Origin of the sequence: Corynebacterium sp. TAE3-ERU12, from assembly GCF_019209905.1 — a bacterium.
In the GTDB taxonomy this organism is placed as follows: Bacteria; Actinomycetota; Actinomycetes; order Mycobacteriales; family Mycobacteriaceae; genus Corynebacterium.
Genome location: NZ_JAHUTM010000001.1, coordinates 330,377 through 350,740, shown reverse-complemented (window position 1 = coordinate 350,740; position 20,364 = coordinate 330,377). Strand labels below are relative to the sequence as shown.

Annotated in this window: 26 protein-coding genes; 6 read left to right on the top strand and 20 right to left on the bottom strand. The window is 63.0% G+C overall.

Annotation, left to right across the window (positions count from 1 at the left end; all coding sequences use genetic code 11):
* Positions 1–50: 50 nt before the first annotated feature.
* From KRX51_RS01610 to rpsJ, 12 genes are all read right to left on the bottom strand, one after another.
* Positions 51–653, bottom strand: coding sequence for a class I SAM-dependent methyltransferase (locus tag KRX51_RS01610; protein ID WP_218361206.1), 603 nt, complete (start codon positions 651–653; stop codon positions 51–53).
* Between the two features lie 108 nt (positions 654–761).
* Positions 762–1,046 carry a 30S ribosomal protein S17 gene (gene rpsQ, locus KRX51_RS01605; protein ID WP_218361205.1) on the bottom strand — a complete coding sequence of 95 codons (285 nt, stop codon included), beginning with the start codon at positions 1,044–1,046 and terminating at the stop codon, positions 762–764.
* Positions 1,043–1,279, bottom strand: coding sequence for a 50S ribosomal protein L29 (gene rpmC / locus KRX51_RS01600; protein WP_218361204.1), 237 nt, complete (start codon positions 1,277–1,279; stop codon positions 1,043–1,045). The genes rpsQ and rpmC overlap by 4 nt, the downstream gene beginning before the upstream one ends.
* The gene (gene rplP / locus KRX51_RS01595) at positions 1,279–1,695 is read right to left on the bottom strand and encodes a 50S ribosomal protein L16 (protein WP_218361203.1); all 417 of its coding nucleotides are present in this window, start codon (positions 1,693–1,695) and stop codon (positions 1,279–1,281) included. The genes rpmC and rplP overlap by 1 nt, the downstream gene beginning before the upstream one ends.
* 3 nt (positions 1,696–1,698) lie before the next feature.
* Positions 1,699–2,445, bottom strand: a complete 747-nt coding sequence (gene rpsC, locus KRX51_RS01590) for a 30S ribosomal protein S3 (RefSeq protein ID WP_218361202.1) — start codon at positions 2,443–2,445, stop codon at positions 1,699–1,701.
* A complete protein-coding gene (rplV, locus tag KRX51_RS01585; protein WP_218361201.1) occupies positions 2,445–2,807 on the bottom strand; it encodes a 50S ribosomal protein L22 in 363 nt (120 codons plus the stop codon). Before rplV ends, rpsC begins: the two co-directional genes overlap by 1 nt.
* A 3-nt stretch (positions 2,808–2,810) precedes the next feature.
* Positions 2,811–3,089: a 30S ribosomal protein S19 gene (gene rpsS / locus KRX51_RS01580; RefSeq protein ID WP_013241207.1), complete on the bottom strand. Its 279-nt coding sequence runs from the start codon at positions 3,087–3,089 to the stop codon at positions 2,811–2,813.
* Between the two features lie 14 nt (positions 3,090–3,103).
* Positions 3,104–3,946 (bottom strand): 50S ribosomal protein L2, encoded by an 843-nt coding sequence (gene rplB / locus KRX51_RS01575; protein ID WP_218361200.1) that lies wholly within the window; start codon positions 3,944–3,946, stop codon positions 3,104–3,106.
* Positions 3,947–3,981: 35 nt separating this feature from the next.
* Positions 3,982–4,287 (bottom strand): 50S ribosomal protein L23, encoded by a 306-nt coding sequence (gene rplW, locus KRX51_RS01570; protein WP_218361199.1) that lies wholly within the window; start codon positions 4,285–4,287, stop codon positions 3,982–3,984.
* Positions 4,287–4,937, bottom strand: coding sequence for a 50S ribosomal protein L4 (gene rplD / locus KRX51_RS01565; RefSeq protein ID WP_218361198.1), 651 nt, complete (start codon positions 4,935–4,937; stop codon positions 4,287–4,289). The genes rplW and rplD overlap by 1 nt, the downstream gene beginning before the upstream one ends.
* Positions 4,934–5,590, bottom strand: a complete 657-nt coding sequence (rplC, locus tag KRX51_RS01560) for a 50S ribosomal protein L3 (protein ID WP_218361197.1) — start codon at positions 5,588–5,590, stop codon at positions 4,934–4,936. The genes rplD and rplC overlap by 4 nt, the downstream gene beginning before the upstream one ends.
* A gap of 29 nt (positions 5,591–5,619) precedes the next feature.
* Positions 5,620–5,925, bottom strand: coding sequence for a 30S ribosomal protein S10 (rpsJ, locus tag KRX51_RS01555; protein ID WP_003938093.1), 306 nt, complete (start codon positions 5,923–5,925; stop codon positions 5,620–5,622).
* Between the two features lie 623 nt (positions 5,926–6,548).
* Here rpsJ and KRX51_RS01550 point away from each other — a divergent pair.
* The 6 genes from KRX51_RS01550 to KRX51_RS01525 are packed head-to-tail and all read left to right on the top strand — an operon-like array spanning position 6,549 to position 9,480.
* On the top strand, positions 6,549–7,028 hold the full coding sequence (locus KRX51_RS01550; protein WP_218361196.1) for an Asp23/Gls24 family envelope stress response protein: 480 nt from the start codon (positions 6,549–6,551) through the stop codon (positions 7,026–7,028).
* A gap of 2 nt (positions 7,029–7,030) precedes the next feature.
* Positions 7,031–7,402: a hypothetical protein gene (locus KRX51_RS01545; protein WP_218361195.1), complete on the top strand. Its 372-nt coding sequence runs from the start codon at positions 7,031–7,033 to the stop codon at positions 7,400–7,402.
* Positions 7,399–7,584 carry a DUF2273 domain-containing protein gene (locus KRX51_RS01540; protein ID WP_218361194.1) on the top strand — a complete coding sequence of 62 codons (186 nt, stop codon included), beginning with the start codon at positions 7,399–7,401 and terminating at the stop codon, positions 7,582–7,584. The genes KRX51_RS01545 and KRX51_RS01540 overlap by 4 nt, the downstream gene beginning before the upstream one ends.
* A gap of 4 nt (positions 7,585–7,588) precedes the next feature.
* Positions 7,589–8,434, top strand: a complete 846-nt coding sequence (locus KRX51_RS01535; protein WP_218361193.1) for a hypothetical protein — start codon at positions 7,589–7,591, stop codon at positions 8,432–8,434.
* Positions 8,435–8,437: 3 nt separating this feature from the next.
* A complete protein-coding gene (locus KRX51_RS01530; RefSeq protein WP_218361192.1) occupies positions 8,438–8,977 on the top strand; it encodes a DUF6286 domain-containing protein in 540 nt (179 codons plus the stop codon).
* Positions 8,974–9,480 (top strand): hypothetical protein, encoded by a 507-nt coding sequence (locus KRX51_RS01525; RefSeq protein ID WP_218361191.1) that lies wholly within the window; start codon positions 8,974–8,976, stop codon positions 9,478–9,480. Before KRX51_RS01530 ends, KRX51_RS01525 begins: the two co-directional genes overlap by 4 nt.
* Positions 9,481–9,805: 325 nt before the next feature.
* Here the strand turns inward: KRX51_RS01525 and tuf are convergent, their stop codons facing one another.
* The 8 genes from tuf to KRX51_RS01485 form a co-directional block, all read right to left on the bottom strand.
* Positions 9,806–10,996, bottom strand: coding sequence for an elongation factor Tu (gene tuf, locus KRX51_RS01520; RefSeq protein ID WP_218361190.1), 1,191 nt, complete (start codon positions 10,994–10,996; stop codon positions 9,806–9,808).
* A gap of 355 nt (positions 10,997–11,351) precedes the next feature.
* Entirely contained in the window at positions 11,352–13,484 is a 2,133-nt protein-coding gene (fusA, locus tag KRX51_RS01515; RefSeq protein ID WP_218361189.1) for an elongation factor G, read from the bottom strand.
* A gap of 190 nt (positions 13,485–13,674) precedes the next feature.
* Complete coding sequence (rpsG, locus tag KRX51_RS01510) at positions 13,675–14,145, bottom strand: 30S ribosomal protein S7 (protein WP_218361188.1); 471 nt, start codon at positions 14,143–14,145, stop codon at positions 13,675–13,677.
* A 2-nt stretch (positions 14,146–14,147) separates the two neighbouring features.
* Positions 14,148–14,519, bottom strand: a complete 372-nt coding sequence (gene rpsL / locus KRX51_RS01505) for a 30S ribosomal protein S12 (RefSeq protein WP_035121347.1) — start codon at positions 14,517–14,519, stop codon at positions 14,148–14,150.
* A gap of 259 nt (positions 14,520–14,778) precedes the next feature.
* Positions 14,779–15,786 carry a hypothetical protein gene (locus KRX51_RS01500; protein ID WP_370625042.1) on the bottom strand — a complete coding sequence of 336 codons (1,008 nt, stop codon included), beginning with the start codon at positions 15,784–15,786 and terminating at the stop codon, positions 14,779–14,781.
* 2 nt (positions 15,787–15,788) lie between these two features.
* Entirely contained in the window at positions 15,789–16,772 is a 984-nt protein-coding gene (locus KRX51_RS01495; protein ID WP_218361186.1) for a hypothetical protein, read from the bottom strand.
* A gap of 14 nt (positions 16,773–16,786) precedes the next feature.
* Entirely contained in the window at positions 16,787–18,241 is a 1,455-nt protein-coding gene (locus tag KRX51_RS01490; protein WP_218361185.1) for a hypothetical protein, read from the bottom strand.
* Positions 18,238–20,358, bottom strand: a complete 2,121-nt coding sequence (locus tag KRX51_RS01485) for a hypothetical protein (RefSeq protein WP_218361184.1) — start codon at positions 20,356–20,358, stop codon at positions 18,238–18,240. The genes KRX51_RS01490 and KRX51_RS01485 overlap by 4 nt, the downstream gene beginning before the upstream one ends.
* Positions 20,359–20,364 lie beyond the last annotated feature (6 nt).

Sequence of the window (20,364 nt, the reverse complement as noted above, 5' to 3'; positions counted from 1 at the left end):
AGGAGGAACACCAGCAGAAGGTGATTCCGCTAGTGGAGGACCGCACGCCCCTAGCCACGGGCAACGACTGCGACCAGAAAATCACTGTGGTCATCCACGGGGTGCAGCTCCCACGAGCGGTACTGCTGCACCACCTGCAATCCGGCACTGGCGCAATCGGTGAAAAAATCGTCGACCTCATAACCGCGGCTGGTACCAAAGCCAATGACGGCGCGGCCATCGTCGGCAAGTAATGCAGCAAAACCCGCTAGCACCTTCTTCCGGTCTGCCGGGTCCACGAAGGTCAGCACATTTCCAGCACAGATGATGAGCGTGAAGCCAGCAACGTCGGCAAGCACCTCGGGCAGATCCGCAAGGTCTGCGACATGCCATGCACCCTCAGGGTGACGGGCACGAGCGACGTCGATGAGGTAGGGATCAATATCCACACCAGTGACCTGGTGGCCCTGGTCAATAAGGTAGCCACCAACACGGCCCTGGCCACAACCAGCGTCGAGGATGCGGGCGGAGCGCGGAACCATCGCGTCGGCAAGCCGCGCCTCGCCGTAGATGTCCTTGCCGTGGGCCTGCATATCATCCCACCGGCGGGCATACCGCGCCGAATGGGTCGGATCGGCAGCCACGATTGCTTGCCAGGTGCGTTGTTCAGCCATGCCACCAGTATGCGTGATCGCCAACACCCCAGCTCCCGGGAGACCCGGAAACTGGGGTGTTGTAGAGCTAACCCGCTCAGCGCGGGCCTGGCACAAGGCCAGGAGTGCTTACTTGGCCTTCTCGACGATGTCGAGCAGACGGAAGTGCTTGTCCTTGGACAGCGGGCGGCACTCCTTGATGCGGACGCGGTCGCCCACACCAGCCTCTTCGTTCTCGTCATGCGCCTTCACCTTGGAGTTGGTGCGCATAATCTTGCCGTAGAGGGCGTGCTGCTTACGGTCCTCAAGCTCGACCACAATGGTCTTCTGCATCTTGTCGGACACGACGTAGCCGGTACGGACCTTGCGGGCGCCGGCCTGAGACTCGGTGTTGTTCATATTTTCCTCGCTCATGCGGCATCACCATCGGTGGGGGCGGCGGACAGGCCGCGCTCGCGCTCGCGCATCACAGTGTAGATGCGGGCGATGTCCTTGCGGACCACGCGAAGCCGGCGGTTGTTGGTCAGCTGACCGGTGGCCATCTGGAAACGGAGGTTGAACAGCTCCTCCTTGGACTCCTTGAGCTTGGCGCTGAGATCCTCGGCGCTAAGCGTGCGGAGCTCGTGGGCGGGAATTCCGTTCGACATCAGTACTGATCCTCCTTCCGGATGACTCGGGTCTTGATCGGCAGCTTGGCGGCTGCACGGTTAAGGGCCTCGAAGGCAACCTTTTCGTCCGGGTAGGACATCTCGAAGATGACGCGACCCGGCTTGACGTTGGCAACCCACTTCTCGACCGGGCCCTTACCGGAACCCATACGCACGCCGAGCGGCTTCTGGGTCAGCGGGCGGTCCGGGAAGATCTGAATCCAGACCTTGCCACCACGCTTGACGTGGCGGTTGATGGCAATACGAGCGGCCTCAATCTGACGGTTGGTGATGTAGGCCGGCTCAAGAGCCTGCAGGCCGTAGTCACCGAAGGTCACTCGGTTGCCGCCCTTGGACAGACCAGTGCGGGTCGGGCGGTGCTGACGGCGGTACTTAACGCGCTTGGGGATAAGCATGTGCTAGCCCTCCTTCTTCTCAGATGCGCGCTGACGACGCTGGCCACCACGACGCGGGCCACCGCGGCGGTCGCCACGACGGTTACGCTCGTTGGCTGCGTTAATCTCGGACTCCTTGCGGCCGCCGATGACGTCGCCCTTGTAGATCCACACCTTGACGCCAATGCGTCCGAAGGTGGTGTGGGCCTCGTGGGTGCCGTAATCGATCTCGGCGCGCAGGGTGTGCAGCGGGACTCGGCCTTCGTGGTAACGCTCGGTGCGGCCCATCTCGGCACCGCCGAGACGACCGGAGCAGACCACCTTGATGCCCTTGACCTGCGGCTGGCGCATGGCGGACTGGATGGCCTTACGCATTGCGCGTCGGAATGCGACGCGGTTTGCGAGCTGCTCGGCGATGGACTGAGCGACCAGCTTGGCATCGGCGTCAATATTCTTGACTTCGAGGATGTTGAGCTGGACCTGCTTGCCGGTCAGCTTCTCCAGCTTGGCGCGGATCTTGTCCGCCTCAGCACCACGGCGACCGATGACAATGCCCGGTCGAGCGGTGTGAATATCGACGCGAACCTTGTCACGGGTGCGCTCGATGACCACGTTGGAGATGCCGGCGCGCTCCAGGCCGGAGGACAGCAGATCACGGATCTTGATGTCCTCGGCGAGGTAATCGGCGTACTGCTTATCGGCGTACCAGCGGGATCGCCAATCGGAGGAGATACCCAGCCGGAGGCCGTGGGGATGAATCTTCTGGCCCACTACTGAGCACTTCCCTTCTGGCTTTCGACGACCACGGTGATGTGGCTGGTGCGCTTGCGGATGTGGAAGGCACGACCCTGCGCACGCGGGCGGAAACGCTTCATGGTGGGGCCTTCGTCGGCCCAGCACTCGGAGACAACCAGCGAACGCGGGTCCATGCCGAAGTTGTTCTCGGCATTGGCCGCGGCGGAGGCAACGACCTTGGCGATCTGGTCTGCAGCCGCCTGCGGGGCGTACTCCAGGGATGCCAGGGCATCGTCGACGGTGACACCGCGGATGGTGTCGAGGACTCGGCGAGCCTTCATCGGAGAGGTGCGGACAAACCGCGCGGTGGCGCGGGCAGAGGTGACGTTATCGCTCATGGCTTATCGACGTCCCTTCTTGTCGTCCTTGATATGACCCTTAAAGGTCTTGGTCGGGGCGAATTCGCCCAGCTTGTGGCCGACCATCGAATCATCGACGAACACCGGGACGTGCTTGCGACCGTCGTGGACGGCGAAAGTGTGACCGATGAAGTCGGGGAGAATCGTGGAACGGCGGGACCAGGTCTTAATGACCTGCTTGGTGCCCTTTTCGTTCTGAGCATCGACCTTCGCAAGGAGGTGCTCATCAACAAACGGGCCCTTCTTCAGGCTGCGTGGCATTAGCTGTTACCTCCTTAGCGCTTCTTGCTCTTATTGGCGCGGCGACGGCGGACAATCATCCGCTCGCTGGGCCGGTTGGGCTTGCGGGTGCGGCCCTCAGGCTGACCCCACGGGGACACCGGGTGGCGGCCACCGGAGGTCTTACCCTCACCACCACCATGCGGGTGGTCGACGGGGTTCATCACGACACCACGCACGGTCGGGCGCCAGCCCTTCCAGCGCATACGGCCGGCCTTGCCCCAACGGATGTTGATCTGGTCCTGGTTACCGACCTCACCGATGGTGGCGCGGCAACGCGCATCCACACGGCGAATCTCGGAGGAGGGCATACGCAGGATTGCGTACTTGCCTTCCTTACCCAGCAGCTGGATGGAAGCACCAGCAGAGCGGGCGAGCTGTGCGCCGCCGCCCGGCTTGAGTTCCACGCAGTGCACGGTGGTACCAGTCGGGATATTGCGCAGCGGGAGGGCGTTGCCCACCTTGATGTCTGCGTTGGCGCCAGCCTCCACGATGGTGCCCTGGGTGAGGTTCTTCGGCGCCACGATGTAGCGCTTCTCACCGTCTGCGTAGTGCAGCAGGGCGATATTGGCGGTGCGGTTCGGGTCGTACTCGATATGTGCGACCTTGGCCGGGATGCCGTCCTTATCGTGACGACGGAAGTCAATCACGCGGTACTGACGCTTGTGTCCGCCACCGCGGTGACGAGTGGTGATGTGGCCGTGAACGTTACGGCCGCCGGTCTTAGGCAGGGGACGCAGCAGCGCCTTCTCGGGGGCGGAGCGAGTGATCTCGCTAAACCCGGAGACGGAGCTCTGGCGGCGGCCCGGCGTAGTCGGCTTGTACTTGCGAATAGCCATAAGTGCTCTTCCTTAAACTTCTTCGTCGGCGCGCCTTAGGCGGCCGAACCGCCGAAGATGTCGATGGGATCGCTGCCAGCCGCGAGGGTCACGTAGGCGCGCTTGGTGGCCTTGCGACGACCGTAACCGTTGCGGAAGCGCTTACGCTTGCCTTCACGGTTAGCGGTGTTGACGCCGGCAACCTTGACGCCGAAGATCTCCTGGACCGCGATCTTGATCTGGGTCTTGTTCGCGTCGGGGTTCACGAGGAACGTGTAGACGTTCTGCTCCATAAGCCCGTAGGACTTCTCCGACACGACCGGGGCGATGATGATGTCCCGGGGATCAGCGATGGTAGCCATTACTTCTCCTTCTTCGAGCCGGTAGCGCGGTCAATGAACGCGGTGAGGGCCTGCACAGAGAACACAACGTCGTCCGAGTTCAGGACGTCGTAGGTGTTGAGCTGGTCCTCGGCGAGCGCTTGCACGTTCGGCAGGTTGTTGACGCTCTTCCAAGCGGCGGCGTCTTCACGGGGAAGAACCACCAGGATGGAGCGACGGTCGGTGAGGCGCTCGAGGAACGAGCGAGCCGACTTCGTGGACGGGACCTGACCGGCAATGAGTTCCTCGACCACATGAATGCGGTCGTGGCGAGCGCGGTCAGACAGTGCGCCGCGCAGTGCTGCGGACTTCATCTTCTTCGGGGTGCGCTGCGAGTAATCGCGGGGCACGCGGCCGAAGACAACGCCGCCACCAGTCCAGTGCGGGGCACGGATGGAACCCTGACGGGCACGGCCGGTGCCCTTCTGACGCCAAGGCTTACGACCGCCGCCGCGAACCTCGCCGCGGGTCTTGGTCTTATGAGTGCCCTGTCGTGCGGCGGCCAGCTGGCCGACGACGACCTGATGCATCAGAGCGTTCGAAACCTCAGCGTCGAAAAGCTCGGCGGGCAGGTCGACGGAGCCATTGGTGCCGCCATCGGCGGTGTGGACATCCAGTTTCAGGTTCGTCATGCGTGCGCACCACCCTTCACAGCGGTCTTGACAACCAGGAGGCCGCCGCGAACACCGGGAACTGCGCCCTTGATGAGCAGCAGGTTGGCGTCTGCGTCGATCTTCTGGATCTTCAGGTTCTGGGTAGTGACGCGGTCATTACCCATACGGCCGGCCATGCGCTTGCCCTTGAACACGCGGGCAGGCGTGGCGCAGGCGCCGATGCCGCCGACGCGGCGGTGAGCAGCCTGGTTACCGTGAGCGGCACCCTGACCGGCGAAGCCGTGACGCTTCATGGCGCCGGCAAAGCCCTTGCCCTTGGAGGTGCCGGTGACGTCGACGTACTCAATCTCGCCGAAGATATCGACACCAACGGTCTGGCCAACCTCGTAGGAGGAGGCGTCGGTGGTGCGAATCTCAGCGACATGGCGTCGAGGAGTCACGCCGGCCTTCTTGAAGTGGCCGGTCTGAGGCTTGTTGGCCTTGCGGGGATCAATCTCACCGAAGGCGATCTGGACGGCGTCGTAGCCGTCGGTTTCCTGCGTACGGACCTGGGTAACAACGCACGGCCCAGCCTCGACGACAGTCACCGGGACAACCCGGTTATCTTCGTCGAAGACCTGGGTCATACCGAGCTTTTTACCCAGAATGCCCTTTACTTCTTTTTCACTCATAATTTAGTCTCCGCTGCCGTAGTCGAGGCCTACTGAATATTGACGTCGACGCTGGCCGGCAGGTCGATGCGCATAAGGGCATCAACCGTCTTCGGCGTCGGGTCGAGGATGTCGATCAGCCGCTTGTGGGTGCGCATCTCGAAGTGCTCGCGCGAGTCCTTGTACTTATGCGGCGAGCGGATGACGCAGTAGACGTTCTTTTCGGTGGGCAACGGCACGGGGCCGACCACGCGGGCACCCGTGCGGGTGACCGTCTCCACGATCTTGCGTGCAGACGCATCGATCGCCTCGTGGTCATAGGCCTTGAGCCTGATGCGGATCTTTTGTCCCGCCACGCTTGTCCTCTCCTTTGGTGCGTTACTCACCCGTGTGGGTGCGCACCTTATGTCTGTCAGCCCTGTCGCCGGTATCTGCCTGATGGCCAGCGCCAGTGCGTATAGCTCGTTGTCACTTGGTGATGTGGGTACCGAATCCGAAAACCATGACGCACGAATCAGCGTCGTCATGCATTTCCGAAGTCGCGTCTCGCGTGGGCCCTATTAGGTGGGCCGCCATCACGTATGCACACAACTTGCTGGAGGGACTCGCCTCGAGGAGGGTTGTCCGTCTGCTGCCGCTGTTCGTTTGCCATGGGCTCTTCTCCGATACCCGCTGCCGGGCGTGTCGCACGTCCGGCGGCGCAGGAAAAGTCGCCTTTCGCTTCCCGGGGGAAGTGAAGGCGCATAAGTCCATGCTCGCTTTACCAGCGCCGCATTCTTTCGCAATCTGCTGCCGGTTCCCAGCGGGCCTTATCAGCAGTGCGGCGAATACGCCGTGTTAAAGCAACCCGGCTATTAAAACATGTCCCCCGCCCGGAACCAAAATTCACCCTGGGGCGTTGAAAGATCAGCCGCTCAAGACCGAGCAGCTGTAGGGTATACGTTGTTCAGTAACCCAACCCTCTACTAAGGAGCACTACATGTCCGATAACAATAAGCAGAACGAAAACGCCAAGGGCAAGGCCGTCGAGGCCACCGGTTCCACCGAGATCGAGCGCTCCGCTGGCGGCCCCGGCCGCACCGTCATCGAAGACAGCGTTGTTAACACCATCGCCGCCATCGCTGCCAGCGAAGTTTCCGGCGTCTACGCGCTGGGTTCCGGCTCCGCTTTCACCGACGCCGTGCGTAACCGTATGCCCGGTGGCGCTGTCCCGAACCAGCACGGTGTGACCACCGAGGTCGGCAAGACCCAGGCTGCCGTCGACGTTTCCATCGTCGCCGAGTACGGCGTTGCCATCCACGAGCTGGCCGGCGCTATCCGCAAGAACGTCACCGACTCCATTGAGCGCATGACCGGCCTCGAGGTCACTGAGGTCAACATCACCGTTCACGACATCCACCTCGAAGACGCCGACGTCCCCGGCGTTGAGGAAGAGACCAACGAGTCTCGGGTGAACTAAGTATGACCAAGCCCGTCGGCGCTTCGGACGCGGCTGAGTACGAAATCGACTCAGACCGCGCCGAGGCCATCTCTCAGGCGGTGCTCGAGCTGCCCTACGTCTCGGACCTCGATAATGGTTCGTACGGCGAAGTTGCGATGCTCTTTCCCCGGCGCCGTGTCGCCGGGCTTCGTGAGCAGGACGGAACCCTTGAGGTTCACGTCAAGCTAGTGGTTGATGTCGAGTCTGCTGGCGATATTCGCCAGCAGGCCGACGAAATCCGCGCTGCCGCTCGAGGCGCCCTTTCCAACGGCGATGACCGTCCTATTGACGTTGTCCTCGCTGCTATCACGACTGCTTCTCAGGAGCAGTCCTCTTCCGGAGGTACTCAATGAAACTGTGGTTAGGCATGATTGTCGGCCTACTGCTGACCCTTATCACCGTGACCGGGGGCTTCGACGCGTTCATCCTCGGCATCGCCCTGGCCGCCATCGGTGCCATCATCGGCGCCCACATGGACGGCATGATCGATCTGCGTTCGGTCTTGGGTTCCCGCGGCGGCAACGGCAGGGGCTAAGCCCATGGCCGAAGTTAATGTTTCCGCGGGTGACGGTCCGGGCGTAACCCGGATCAACACCCGTGCCCTCGACAGATTGGCTCGCGCAGCTATTGCCTCAGTGCCCGGCACAATCGTCGAATCAAAGGGCGGCGGTATCAACTGGTTTGGTACCGACCTGCCCAAGATCGATATCAGTGCCGACGCTACCGGCGCCGTGGTGACTGTCGAAGCCCGTATTGCTGTGCGCTGGCCCTGCCCGGTCGGCCGCGTTGCCCAGTCGGTGCGCGACAGCATCATCACCTGGTTCGATGAAGGCGCTGGCGTTCGCGCCAATTGCGTCAATGTTCAGGTCGAAGCAGCTCGTCCGACCGCCGGCTACGTGCCGGTGTCCCGCGAGCAGCTCGACGCGCGTAGTAATTCCCCGGACTTCGAGCAGCCCCATATTCCTGCTCACCCGGAGATGCACCCGCCGGCCCCGCCGGCTGCGCGCACGATCCGGCACCCCGATATCCGCAGCGTTGCGGTGACCCACCCGGTCACTATTCCGGAGCACGCCCCACTCAAGCAGGTCACGGTGCTGTCCCAGCAGCCGGCCCGCTCTGTGTCGGCGCCCGCCCCGGTTGAGGTCCGGAAACCTGAGGTTATTTCTCACCGCACAGTTGATTCCGTATCCGCGCCCGCTGCCGATGACCTGCGAAGCCCGCAGATTCATCGTCGTGAGGCGAAGTCGGTATCGGCTGCGAAGCCGGTGGAGGTCTACTCCCCCACGGTTCCCGCCCCGCGTGCGCTGCGTTCCCCGGAGATCATTCCCGGTCGCCGTGTCTCGCAGAATTACAACCAGCGCGCTGCGCAGTCAGAGGAGGTCTAAGCGATGAAGGAATTAAAGCCACCGAAGGCTTTGCCCGCATCCCTGTTCTTCTCCCTGCTGTTCATGGTGTTGCTCATCGGTGCGGCCGTGGTTGCTATCCACGACCTGCTGGTGCGCTATGACGTTGCTGGTCGGCCCGAGTGGTTCGAGTGGTTCCTCAACGAGGTGCTCAGCCAGGACTACCGCTGGTTGATTTACACCATTCTTGTGGTGTTCATCATCCTTGGTGTTTTCTCGGTTTTGGCTGCTCTGAAGCCGCGTCGTAAGACGCATCTGCAGACCAATGCCGCACACACCTGGATTCGTCCGATGGATGTGGCTCGCCGCTGCTCGCTGCGTGCCCGTTCGGTTGCTGGTGTATTCACTGCAACCACCGTCGCGAAGCCGAACTCGGTCAAGGTGTCGGTGCATTACGCCGGCAATGACCTTGCTGGCGCTAAGCAGGAAATTGAGCAGGTTGTGACCGACGAGGTCACCACCATCCTGGCTAAGCCGCCGAAGGTCCGTGTTCATATCGCTTCGAAGACGGAGGTCGCACGATGACCAGTACGACTGTTTTCCTCAACCGGTTCGCCGCGTTCCTGCTCGGAGCCGTGCTGCTAGCCGCCGGCATTGCTGGCCTCTACTTCGGTGTCGATGAAGTCATCGATCTGCCGAAGGACGTCGCCTGGTGGGTTCTGCTCATCATCGCCATCGCCAGCATTGTGATTGCGCTCTGGCTGTTCGTGATCAATGTGTCCCGCAAGTCCATCGATACCGTCATTGACGGCGCTTCTGATGGCACTGGCACGCTGATCTACGACCCGAAGATCATTGCCGACGCTGTTGCCAAGGAGCTGGAAACGGCTCCCGGTGTGCGTCGCGCCAATGGTACGACCAAGGTCATTCAGGGCCGTGACACCATTACGGTCACCATTGACCAGCGGCACCGCGCTGACCCGGCTCCTGTCCTCCAGGCATGCGAGCAGGCTCATAAGAATATCCTCGAAGCAGTGGAGAACCCCATCGCGGTTCGCTTCCTGCTTCGCGTCGACGCTGACGACTAATGCTCACGCAGCGACACTAAGCCGCTCTGGCTGCACCACAGCCCCCGTGCTCTTTGCACGGGGGCTGTTCTGTATCCCCAGGTGCCCACAGATGAGGTCTACACGCCCCACACAGCGGCTTTAGAAGACATCCCAGGGCAACTACTCACCCGAGGGTGGCATGCCGGGCTGGTGGGCTGCACAGGACCGCCGGGTAAGGCAGAGGGCTAGAGCCCAAGGTGGCCTCAGAGAGGCCCTGGACATACGAAAACCACCCGCGCCCTGGTGGGGCAACGGGTGGTGAACGTTGTCGCTAGGTGCGGAGCACCTCGCTAGACCAACAGTCTTACTTGTTGATCTTGGTGACGCGACCGGCGCCGACGGTGCGGCCACCTTCGCGGATAGCGAAGCGCAGGCCCTCGTCCATGGCGACCGGCTGGATCAGGGTGACGGACATGTCGACGTTGTCGCCCGGCATGACCATCTCGGTGCCCTCCGGCAGCTTCACGACGCCGGTGACGTCGGTGGTGCGGAAGTAGAACTGCGGGCGGTAGTTGTCGAAGAACGGGGTGTGGCGGCCGCCCTCATCCTTGGCCAGGATGTAGACGGAGCCCTCGAACTCGGTGTGCGGGGTGTAGGCACCGGGCTTGGCGATAATCTGGCCACGCTCGATGTCCTCGCGCTTGATACCGCGCAGCAGCAGACCACAGTTGTCGCCAGCCTCGGCGGAGTCCAGCATCTTGCGGAACATCTCGATACCGGTGACGGTGGTCTTCTGGGACTTTTCCTTGATGCCGAGGATCTCGACCTCGTCGTTGACGTTGAGCTCGCCGCGCTCCACACGACCGGTGGCGACGGTGCCACGACCGGTAATGGTGAAGATGTCCTCGATCGGCATCAGGAACGGCTTGTCGGTCTCGCGGACCGGGTCCGGGATGTTCTCGTCGCAAGCTTCCATGAGCTCGACGATGGACTTGGTCCACTCAGCGTCGCCCTCGAGAGCCTTCAGAGCGGAGATGTGCACGATGGGGGCATCCTCATCGTAATCCTGCTCGGCCAGCAGCTCGCGGACCTCCATCTCGACCAGCTCGATGATTTCCTCATCATCAACCATGTCGCACTTGTTCAGGGCGACGAGGATGTAGGGAACACCAACCTGGCGAGCCAGGAGCACGTGCTCACGGGTCTGCGGCATCGGGCCGTCGGTTGCGGCGACGACGAGGATGGCACCGTCCATCTGAGCAGCGCCGGTAATCATGTTCTTGATGTAGTCGGCGTGACCCGGGGCGTCGACGTGGGCGTAGTGGCGCTTCTCCGTCTGGTACTCAACGTGGGAAACGTTGATGGTGATGCCACGTTCCTTCTCCTCCGGCGCCTTATCGATGGCGTCGAAGGCGAAAGCCTCATTGAGCTCCGGGAACTCTTCGGCCAGCACCTTGGTGATGGCGGCGGTGGTGGTGGTCTTGCCGTGGTCGACGTGACCGATGGTGCCGATGTTAACGTGCGGCTTCGTACGCTCGAACTTCGCCTTCGCCACTGTTAGTCCTCCTGGACGTCATGTGGCCACGACTTTCGTAGCCACGGAATTGTGGGAGCCTACGCATTGGCGCATCCAAACCCCGTTGGGGTGGATTCTCACCGACCCAGCGAAGCCGGATGACGGCATGCGTAGACGTATGTCTTTATTGCCGGTTACCCAATACTAGGGACACGGCCGGTTCATTTCAAACCGCGTATCTACCGACGTTTTCGCCGGCTGATAGCGCCCGCTTCCCCGCAATCAGCAGGGGTAACGGCCGGCTTGAGAACCGTCTCGATTATGAGGCGGTGCCCAGCGGGCCGCTACCCGCCGCCACCTGGAAAACCAGGTGACGGGGGCGGCGTTAAATTACTTACTCACCGGTGCGCTCGGAGATGATCTCCTGAGCAACCGAGGAAGGAACCTCCGCGTAGGAGTCGAAGATCATGGTGTAGTTGGCACGACCCTGCGTCTTGGAACGCAGGTCGCCGACGTAACCGAACATCTCCGACAGCGGCACGAGGGCCTTCACGGCCTTCACACCAGCGCGGTCTTCCATGGAGTTGACCTGGCCACGGCGCGAGTTGATATCGCCAATGACCTCACCCATGTACTCCTCGGGGGTGATGACCTCGACGGCCATCATCGGCTCGAGCAGCACCGGCTTGGCCTTCTGCACGGCTTCCTTCATCGCCATAGAACCGGCGACCTTGAAGGCCATCTCAGAGGAGTCAACCTCGTGGTACTGGCCGTCAAGCAGGGTGGCCTTGATATTGACCAGCGGGAAGCCAGCGACGGTGCCGTACTGCATGGCGTCCTGAATACCGGCGTCGACCGACGGGATGTACTCCTTGGGCACACGACCACCAGTGACCTGGTTGTCGAAGAGGTAAATCGGGGAAGCGCCTTCCTCGACCTCTTCGGCATCGGGGGTGTACGGCTCGAGCGCGATGATGACCTTCGCGAACTGGCCGGAACCACCGGTCTGCTTCTTGTGGGTGTACTCATACTTCTCGACCGGCTTGCGGATGGTCTCGCGGTAGGCAACCTGCGGGGCGCCCACATTGGCCTCGACCTTGAACTCGCGCTTCATGCGGTCCACCAGGACGTCGAGGTGAAGCTCGCCCATACCGCCGATGACGGTCTGGCCGGTCTCGTCGTCAAGACGCACGGTGAAGGTCGGGTCCTCTTCAGCCAGGCGCTGAATAGCGGTACCCAGCTTCTCCTGGTCGGCCTTCGACTTCGGCTCAATAGCAACCGAGATCACCGGGTCCGGGAAGGACATGGACTCCAGCACAACCGGAGCGTCGGGAGCACAAAGAGTGTCACCGGTGGTGGTGTTCTTCAGGCCGATGAACGCGTAGATATTACCGGCCGAAGCGTCGTCAACCGGGTTCTCCTTATTGGCGTGCATCTGGAACAGCTTGCCGATGCGCTCCTTGTGGTCCTTGGTGGAGTTGAGCACCTGGGCGCCGGGCTCCACGTGACCGGAGTAGACGCGCACGAAGGTCAGCTTGCCGAAGAACGGGTGGGCCGCAATCTTGAAGGCCAGGGCCGAGAACGGCTCCTTCGAGGAGGGCTTGCGGTTCATCTCGACGGACTCATCGCCCATCTTGTGACCGTGCACCTCACCGACGTCCATCGGGGTCGGCAGGTAGTCGATGATGGCGTTAAGCAGGGGCTGGATGCCCTTGTTCTTGTACGCCGAACCACACAGCACCGGGTAGATCTCGGAGTTGATGGTCATCTTGCGGATGCCGGCCTTGAGTTCTTCAATGGTGAGTTCCTCGCCACCGAAGTACTTCTCCATGAGCTCTTCGTCGGACTCGGCGACGTGCTCCACGAGCTTCTCGTGGTACTCCGCGGCCTTGTCCTTGAGGTCATCGGGGATGTCGGTGATGGTCGGCTCAGTACCGATCTCGGTCTTGCCGGGCCACATGTAGGCCTTCATCTCGAGCAGGTCGACGACACCGTCGAAGTCATCCTCGGCACCAATGGGCAGCTGCATAACCAGCGGCTTGGCGTTGAGGCGATCGACGATGGTGTCGACGGTGTAGTAGAAGTCAGCGCCGAGCTTGTCCATCTTGTTGACGAAGCAGATACGCGGGACGTCGTACTTCTCAGCCTGACGCCACACCTGCTCGGACTGGGGCTCCACGCCCTCCTTACCGTCGAAGACGGCGACAGCGCCATCGAGCACGCGCAGGGAGCGCTCGACCTCGACGGTGAAGTCGACGTGACCCGGCGTATCGATGATGTTGATCTGGTTGTCTTCCCAGAAACAGGTCACGGCAGCAGACGTAATCGTGATGCCGCGTTCCTTCTCCTGCTCCATCCAGTCGGTGGTCGAGGCACCATCGTGCGTCTCGCCAACCTTGCGGTTGATGCCGGTGTAGAACAGGATTCGCTCGGTCGCGGTGGTCTTACCGGCATCGATGTGAGCCATGATGCCGATATTGCGGACCTTGTTGAGGTCCTTCTTGACGGGAAGTGCACCTTCAGCCACTAGATTCCCCACTCATTTCAGGTTTTGCGGCGGCGTACCAGCCGGTGTGCTGGCAACCACCTCGGTTGCGTTGCTTTATTCATGTTGCCACCAATTTCCGGTGGCGGCGCGTTGACCGCGTCCGGCCGAGGCCGACCGGTACTCGCCGATCCGACCCTGAAATGGGCCGCAACCGACGCTATCAGCGCTATTACCAGCGGTAATGCGCGAAGGCGCGGTTGGCCTCTGCCATCTTGTGCGTATCCTCGCGACGCTTCACGGAAGCACCGAGGCCGTTGGAGGCATCGAGGATTTCGTTGGCCAGACGCTCGGTCATGGTGTTCTCACGACGCTGGCGGGAGAACATCAGCAGCCAGCGCAGCGCCAGGGTGTTGGAGCGGCCCGGGCGGACCTCAACGGGCACCTGGTAGGTGGCGCCACCAACACGGCGGGAGCGCACCTCGAGGGCGGGCTTGACGTTCTCCAGGGCGCGCTTGAGGGTGAGCACCGGGTCGGTACCGGTCTTCTCACGAGTCATCTCCAGAGCGCCGTAGACGATGCGCTCAGCGGTGGACTTCTTGCCGTCGAGCAGCACCTTGTTGATGAGCTGGGTCACCAACGGGGAGCCGTACACGGGGTCATTGACGACGGGACGCTTCGGGGCGGGACCTTTACGAGGCATTCTTACTTCTCCTTCTTCGCGCCGTAGCGGGAACGGGCCTGCTTGCGGTCCTTAACACCCTGGGTGTCGAGGGAACCTCGGACGATCTTGTAGCGCACGCCCGGCAGGTCCTTCACACGACCGCCGCGGACGAGCACCATGGAGTGCTCCTGCAGGTTGTGGCCCTCGCCCGGGATGTAGGCGGAAACCTCGATACCGGAGGTCAAACGCACACGCGCGACCTTACGAAGAGCCGAGTTCGGCTTCTTCGGGGTGGTGGTGTACACGCGGGTGCACACGCCGCGGCGCTGGGGCGAACCCTTCAGCGCGGCGGTCGAGGTCGCCGACTTCTTGTCGTGGCGGCCCTTACGGACCAACTGCTGAATAGTGGGCATGAACCGTCTTTCTGTAGGTCTGGCCCACCTGGCACGACCGGAGTCGCACCACGGGGGCGCTTAATTGGTTCTTCAAAATATGTGTTTGCAGTGCGCTTTTAGGACGCGCGTAACCCAGTCAGCCGCTCTCGCTGGCCTACTGGGTGTAAGTCACTGCTCCCAAACGCTCTTGGGACTAATCAGGCAGAGTAGCGCAACCAGCGTCGATTACCCAAAACGGCTGCGCTGCCACCCCTGCCCCACTCAGGGCTTGCCGACGTTAAACTCGCAGGCCATTGCGGGTTAATGTCCACAAAATGGGGTCTAAACACCGAAATGGTGCAATGCCCTTACTCGCATCCACGCGGGAGCCCTTCGGCGGCGCCCCGAGCGCCGAGGTCGCGAAATACCGAAATGATGTCGGCGCGTCCCGGTAGCAGGACTCGATGGTGTAGACCACATCGTGGGCATTGAGCCGCAGCAACATGGACCGGATTTCCGCGTCGAGCAGATGTGAATCCGCGGCACCGAATTCCAGATCACTATCGCGCCGGTAGGCCGCCCCGTAGTTGGCCATAATCTCAGTCCAGTCGGTATCGCCGCTGAACTCCAGTTCCTGCAGGGTGTCGAATTTCGACAAGGCCACCGCCAAGGGCGGCCGGGCCCCGCCAAGCACCCGCAGCAGGTTATTCAGCACTGTCACGGGGTCCCCGCCCACATGCGGCATGACCACCCGCCCCTTCAAATAGGTGCGGATTCGGCGCACCCCCAGCGGGTCAAAGAGGAACAGCACCGTGTCGGCATGCTGGAAAAACTCCAGCGCAGATGGGTTATCAGGCAGTTGTTCTAAGTCCTCGCCAGCCACATCGCGCAGCACCAGATAGTGTTTGCGCTCACCGCCACCGCAGTCCCAATTACCGATATCGAAGATCAGCGGATCGCGGTGATAGGCGTCGTCGGCAGCCATCCGTGGGGTGGGCCGCAGCAACCCCATTTCGGCGAAAAGGGAATGCTCATAGTGGTCGCGGTAGCGTTGGCCGGTATCCCCCATCGGAATGAGCGGCAGATGGTGTTTCTGCAGCAGCCGGGCTAGTTGTTTGACCACCACGGCGATATACAAGCTCTTGCCCGACGCCCGCGCCCCGGCCATTGCAATGCATATGGTGCCGCTATCGCCCCAGTCAGCCGGCAGGCCCTTATTCTGCTGCAAAAACTGCAGGTACCGGGGGTCACGAATTTCTTTGAAGGTATAGGGGCAGCGAGTTACCGCCCCGGCGGCAGTGGGCATAGTCACTGGCGGTCTCCTTCCGACGTCCCAGGCAGGGCAGTCAGCACCGCGTCGATGAGGTGTTCGGCACCGCAGATATCACCGTCGGCAAGCGCACGCGCAAGCTGCTTATCGACGGCGACCTCAGTGCGCCCGGCAACAGTATCGGCATCACCCAGCACAAGCGCCACCGCACTGGTGGCCCCGGAGCGAATCGCGGCAGGCACAGCGTCCGACACACACCACACCAGCGCCCCAGCACCGCCCTGCGGCTGCTGGCTGGGCAGGTTTTCCAGCGCACCGATCCGACACCGCCCGGCGTGGATTTCCTGGCGCACCACACCAATAAGTTCTGCGCCGGTATCGACGTGGTGAGTGCTGCCGCGACTGTGCACCTCAATGCTGGGCACCTCGGGCAGGGCGGCGATAGTGCCGGCAATGATCTCGGCGGCATAGTCGACCATGGCGGCGACATCAGGGCTCATCATCGACGCGGAAGCGTCCACATGCACAACCACCGGCACGCCGCGCCCGCCGGCCTCGCCGAGGCCAGACCCAGCCGCACCAAGGCGTGCCCGCAACCCCGCACGCACAGTCGCCGCCGGCCCCTCGATAGTGCCGCCGCCGGCACCGGGGGCCGCCACCTGCAACTGGTCCCCATCGACTGTGAGCGTGCCAAGAATGTACTCACCGCACCCATCGACCACAGCGCGGGGCAACTCCACCCCAGTCGCACCTGGGGTACCGAGGCGGCCACGCACCACCCGGGCCAATACCGCCTGGTTGGGACCGAAAACCCCACCGGATTCGGGCCGCACCACAATCTCGAGCACCCCTGTCGGGCGGATGATCTTCACCGCCGAGGCACTCACCCGGTTCACCGTCGCAGCGCCGCGAATATCCACCACAACAGGCTCAGTGCCGCCAATCGGGTGCGCTTCGACATGCACCATTCCACGGGCACTGATCGCAGTAGCCCGGCCAGGGCGTAAAGACATCATCGACATGGTGTTTTCCTCAGTTATCCAGTCAGCCGATCATAGGCGGCCTGGGCAAGCAGTCGGCGCCCATTCGGGCCGGGGGCAGTGGCGAGTTCACCAAGCGCGGCACCTGCGGCCGGGTCGGCGCCAAGACACTCCGCCACGGACGCGGCAACCCCAGCCCGCTGCGCGGCACTGACATATTCGGCGCGCCACCACGGCAAATAATCCACCCCACTGGTGGCGCCATCCCGGCACATCTCCACCAACGCCGCGGCGAGAATCCGCTGCTGGGCGCGCTCGACAAGGGCATCACCGGCCGGGTCAAGGCGCAAAATATCACCCAGCAGGCCGACGCGTTCACCATCAGCACCACACAGGTGCGGGTCAGCGATAACGCTGCGCAGCGTATCCGCACTGATCGCGCGGACCTGCGCGGCAACCAGCGGCGCAAGCGAACACGCCGGTGCGGGATCGGCCGTGGTACCGGCGCGAACACACCGCAGCGGCTGGGCTAGTTCCTGGCGCAATTCCGGACTCGCCTCGGCTACCGCAGCAAGCATTCCCGCCGGGTGCGTGGCGAGCCCACCACCGCCCCCGCTGGCCCCGGTACTCGCAGCCACTGCATCAGCGGCGCTGAAACAGATATTGACCAGCAACTCTGACCACTCCGAGACCTCCAGCTCGGTGCCATCGCTGAGCACAGTGGGCCGCTGACCGTAGATTCCAGTCGCAGGAGAAACAGCGGTATCAACAACAATCACACCAGGCTGGCGGGACGCTTGCGCCATATCCTCCGGCGGGATCGCCACAAGACGCAGATCCTCGTGCAATAACGCGTCCAGGCTGGTTGCACGCTGCCACGAAGAAAACGATATTTCTCGCGCTACCTGCGCCGATGTTGTGTGCAGCAGGGCCGCGATCCATATTTCGGCCTGCTGCGGCGGGCAGGCGATGGCAACCACTGCCCCACTGACCCACGCATCGATAATCGCCGCTAAGACAGCACGCCGGTCCACCGGCCCAGGATCGAAAATAAAAGACCAGACAGCTGCCGCGTCGGCAAGCGGGCCGTCGGCAGGCACCACCGCATCCGGGCGCGCGGCATTGACCTCCACCACCCCGAACGGCGTGCGCAGACAAGGACTGTGGAAACCATCACTAGGCCGCCATTGCCCGGCGGCATTACCGCGCACAATATGGGCCTGGGTATAAATATTGCCCGCACGGCCCGAACCATCCGCCCCAGCCGGAACAGAATGGAAAAACACCCGGTCAGCGCCTCCCCACGGCGCCGGCAGCCACGCGGTGCGACGCGGCAAGCACGCCACCTCAGCAGCCGAAGGATAAGCGGGGATGGGGGTCGTGGTCGCCAACCTGGTCGGCGCCCATTCGGCCAGCCGGGCGATCTCGTCAGGCTGCAACCCCGCCGAGTGGTGCCCCACCGACCACCCACTGGCGTGGCTGGCGTAGGTCAGTACGTCTACCCCGCTCATCGCCGCTTCCCCCACCTGCTGGGCGGCTGGTAAATCCCGGCCGCGGCATCATTATCGACCAGCACCCGGCGGCGGGTGGTGGCGCCGGGCTCATCATCAGCAACGAGGAATAGGCGGAAGAACTGGCCCGGGCGCATCCCACTAAGTGCACTAGCAGGCACCAGCCACGTCGCGGCGGCGGACTGCCCGCCGGCACCAGAAGTCACCCCCGGCAACGTGTCCGGGGCGAGCACCGTCCCGGCCGGCCCGCTGGGCTGGCCGGTGTCTGGGTCCACCGGGATGACCGTGCACACCCCCGCCCCATCGTCGGCGGCGTCGGCAATGCACAACGGCAACCGGTCGGGGTGGTGCACTAACTGCAGCCGGGGCGGATTTACATCAGCAGAACTGTCCGTCCACACCTGAATCCGCAGCGCAGTCGGGTCGGTCAGCATCCGCCACCGGTAGCGACGCAGCCCCGGATAACTCAGCACCGTCGGCTCCGCACTGGTGGTGCGGCCCTGGTACATCACATACGGGGTGAGGATAACGTCATTGCCGTATGGGTTGAGGCCCAGGCGCACCCCACTGTTGTTCTTATAGTCATCGGGTTCTAGGTCAGCTACCCGACGTCGTTGCCCGCCGGTACCGGCCCCCAGATCAGTGATGTCAATACTGACGAAATCCGCGCCCCGCGGCCAGGCGAAAGACACCACCTGAGTATCGATCCGCTCAGCGATCCGGGCCGCAGAAATCGGCTGGACCTGGTGCAAAGCCACCGTGGGGCCGACCGCAACCATCTCCCCGACCTCAGTGACCGGGGTGATATAGACAACCGACCAGGCCTCGGCGGTATCGGCATCGACCGGCCAAATGGTGTCCGCATCGACTGGGGCGCCTTCTTCGCGCGGGCCGACAGTGACCTTCGTCGTGCCTGCGGCGGCAAAAACCTCATCGCGGGCAAGCGCATCAGCAGAAATCGGGCCCTGGCTGAGATCCTCATGCGGATGCCGCTGTGTGAGGTAGACACTGACCGAACCCGCCGGTGGGGCGCACCACGACAACACAATCCGGTCATCGCCGCCGTGCTGCTCGACATCATAAAAATCCAGGCTGACCGGCCGCGTTACCGCCGGAATATCCGCCCTGTGCACAGTACTGGGCTCCCCCAGGTGCCAGCCGCCACTTAACCGCACCACCGGGGTGAACACATACCGCCACGTCCCGCCGCGGGTGGGAGGCCGGTGCGCAAAAGAGGTCTCCTGCACCCCAGAGCCCAACAGGAACTCCGGGGCGTCGGCGGGCTGTGCCGAACCGGCAGGGCTGGCGTGCACCCGCACCGACCAATCAGGCGGCATCGGCGCCCACGACCCCTCAACAACACCCTGGCTGGCGGCGAGCGTAATCGCGCGCACCGGGGCGACGGCGATGGCGTAGCCCACTAACTGCGGCTGGGCGCCGAGGGCGGCGGCGATATCGGGCCCCTGGTGCACCCACACTTGGAAATGCCGGAAACTAACCCCACTGACCTGGGGTTCAACATAAATATGGCCAGTGGTGCACAGCACTTGCTCCCCGGCTTCGGGGGATAATTCCTGCTCCCCGTCCCCGGCAATGACGCGGTAGATGACGTAATCGTGGTCCACCCAATCCGGTGTGTCCCACCGCAGCACAACCTGCTCGGCCCCGCCACTGCGATACGTGGTGAGCGCCAATTCAGCGGCGGCGGACACAGTGGCGCTGTGGTCATAGTCGGCAAAGAGGCTGGGGTCGACGGTGAGGACATCATCCGGGTCCACCGCAGGGGCACTGGACGCGGCGGATACGAAATCCGCCAGCGCCTCGGCGACCTTATTGCGTGCCGACGCAGCCGGCGCCGGCACCGGCACCGGGCCTTCCTCCGGGGTTGGGGTGGGGGTTGGGGTGGGTTCGTGTTCCGGTGTGGCCGCAGGTTCACCAATACCTAACCGCTGCGCCAATGCCGGGGCTAAATGCTGATATCTCGGCGGCAGCGTGCGCCGAATGGCCTCAGTGGAGGTAGCGCCGAGGGCCGCGACCTTATCGATCAGGTACTGCGGCATCCGGGACAGCTCAGCACCGGACTCGGCGGGCCGCTGCGGCTGATGGGGACTGGGCACTGGTGG

Excerpts from the sequence above, each read along its gene's own strand:
- rplV (WP_218361201.1), bottom strand. The coding sequence starts at position 2,807 with ATGAGCGATAACGTCACCTCTGCCCGCGCCACCGCGCGGTTTGTCCGC.
- rplP (WP_218361203.1), bottom strand. The coding sequence starts at position 1,695 with ATGCTTATCCCCAAGCGCGTTAAGTACCGCCGTCAGCACCGCCCGACC.
- KRX51_RS01545 (WP_218361195.1), top strand. The coding sequence starts at position 7,031 with ATGACCAAGCCCGTCGGCGCTTCGGACGCGGCTGAGTACGAAATCGAC.
- KRX51_RS01540 (WP_218361194.1), top strand. The coding sequence starts at position 7,399 with ATGAAACTGTGGTTAGGCATGATTGTCGGCCTACTGCTGACCCTTATC.
- rplB (WP_218361200.1), bottom strand. The coding sequence starts at position 3,946 with ATGGCTATTCGCAAGTACAAGCCGACTACGCCGGGCCGCCGCCAGAGC.
- rpsQ (WP_218361205.1), bottom strand. The coding sequence starts at position 1,046 with ATGAGCGAGGAAAATATGAACAACACCGAGTCTCAGGCCGGCGCCCGC.
- KRX51_RS01610 (WP_218361206.1), bottom strand. The coding sequence starts at position 653 with ATGGCTGAACAACGCACCTGGCAAGCAATCGTGGCTGCCGATCCGACC.
- KRX51_RS01495 (WP_218361186.1), bottom strand. The coding sequence starts at position 16,772 with ATGTCGATGATGTCTTTACGCCCTGGCCGGGCTACTGCGATCAGTGCC.
- KRX51_RS01525 (WP_218361191.1), top strand. The coding sequence starts at position 8,974 with ATGACCAGTACGACTGTTTTCCTCAACCGGTTCGCCGCGTTCCTGCTC.
- rpsG (WP_218361188.1), bottom strand. The coding sequence starts at position 14,145 with ATGCCTCGTAAAGGTCCCGCCCCGAAGCGTCCCGTCGTCAATGACCCC.
- rpsL (WP_035121347.1), bottom strand. The coding sequence starts at position 14,519 with ATGCCCACTATTCAGCAGTTGGTCCGTAAGGGCCGCCACGACAAGAAG.
- KRX51_RS01535 (WP_218361193.1), top strand. The coding sequence starts at position 7,589 with ATGGCCGAAGTTAATGTTTCCGCGGGTGACGGTCCGGGCGTAACCCGG.
- KRX51_RS01530 (WP_218361192.1), top strand. The coding sequence starts at position 8,438 with ATGAAGGAATTAAAGCCACCGAAGGCTTTGCCCGCATCCCTGTTCTTC.
- KRX51_RS01550 (WP_218361196.1), top strand. The coding sequence starts at position 6,549 with ATGTCCGATAACAATAAGCAGAACGAAAACGCCAAGGGCAAGGCCGTC.
- rplW (WP_218361199.1), bottom strand. The coding sequence starts at position 4,287 with ATGGCTACCATCGCTGATCCCCGGGACATCATCATCGCCCCGGTCGTG.
- rpmC (WP_218361204.1), bottom strand. The coding sequence starts at position 1,279 with ATGTCGAACGGAATTCCCGCCCACGAGCTCCGCACGCTTAGCGCCGAG.
- rplC (WP_218361197.1), bottom strand. The coding sequence starts at position 5,590 with ATGAGTGAAAAAGAAGTAAAGGGCATTCTGGGTAAAAAGCTCGGTATG.
- KRX51_RS01500 (WP_370625042.1), bottom strand. The coding sequence starts at position 15,786 with ATGCCCACTGCCGCCGGGGCGGTAACTCGCTGCCCCTATACCTTCAAA.
- KRX51_RS01490 (WP_218361185.1), bottom strand. The coding sequence starts at position 18,241 with ATGAGCGGGGTAGACGTACTGACCTACGCCAGCCACGCCAGTGGGTGG.
- rplD (WP_218361198.1), bottom strand. The coding sequence starts at position 4,937 with ATGACGAACCTGAAACTGGATGTCCACACCGCCGATGGCGGCACCAAT.
- rpsS (WP_013241207.1), bottom strand. The coding sequence starts at position 3,089 with ATGCCACGCAGCCTGAAGAAGGGCCCGTTTGTTGATGAGCACCTCCTT.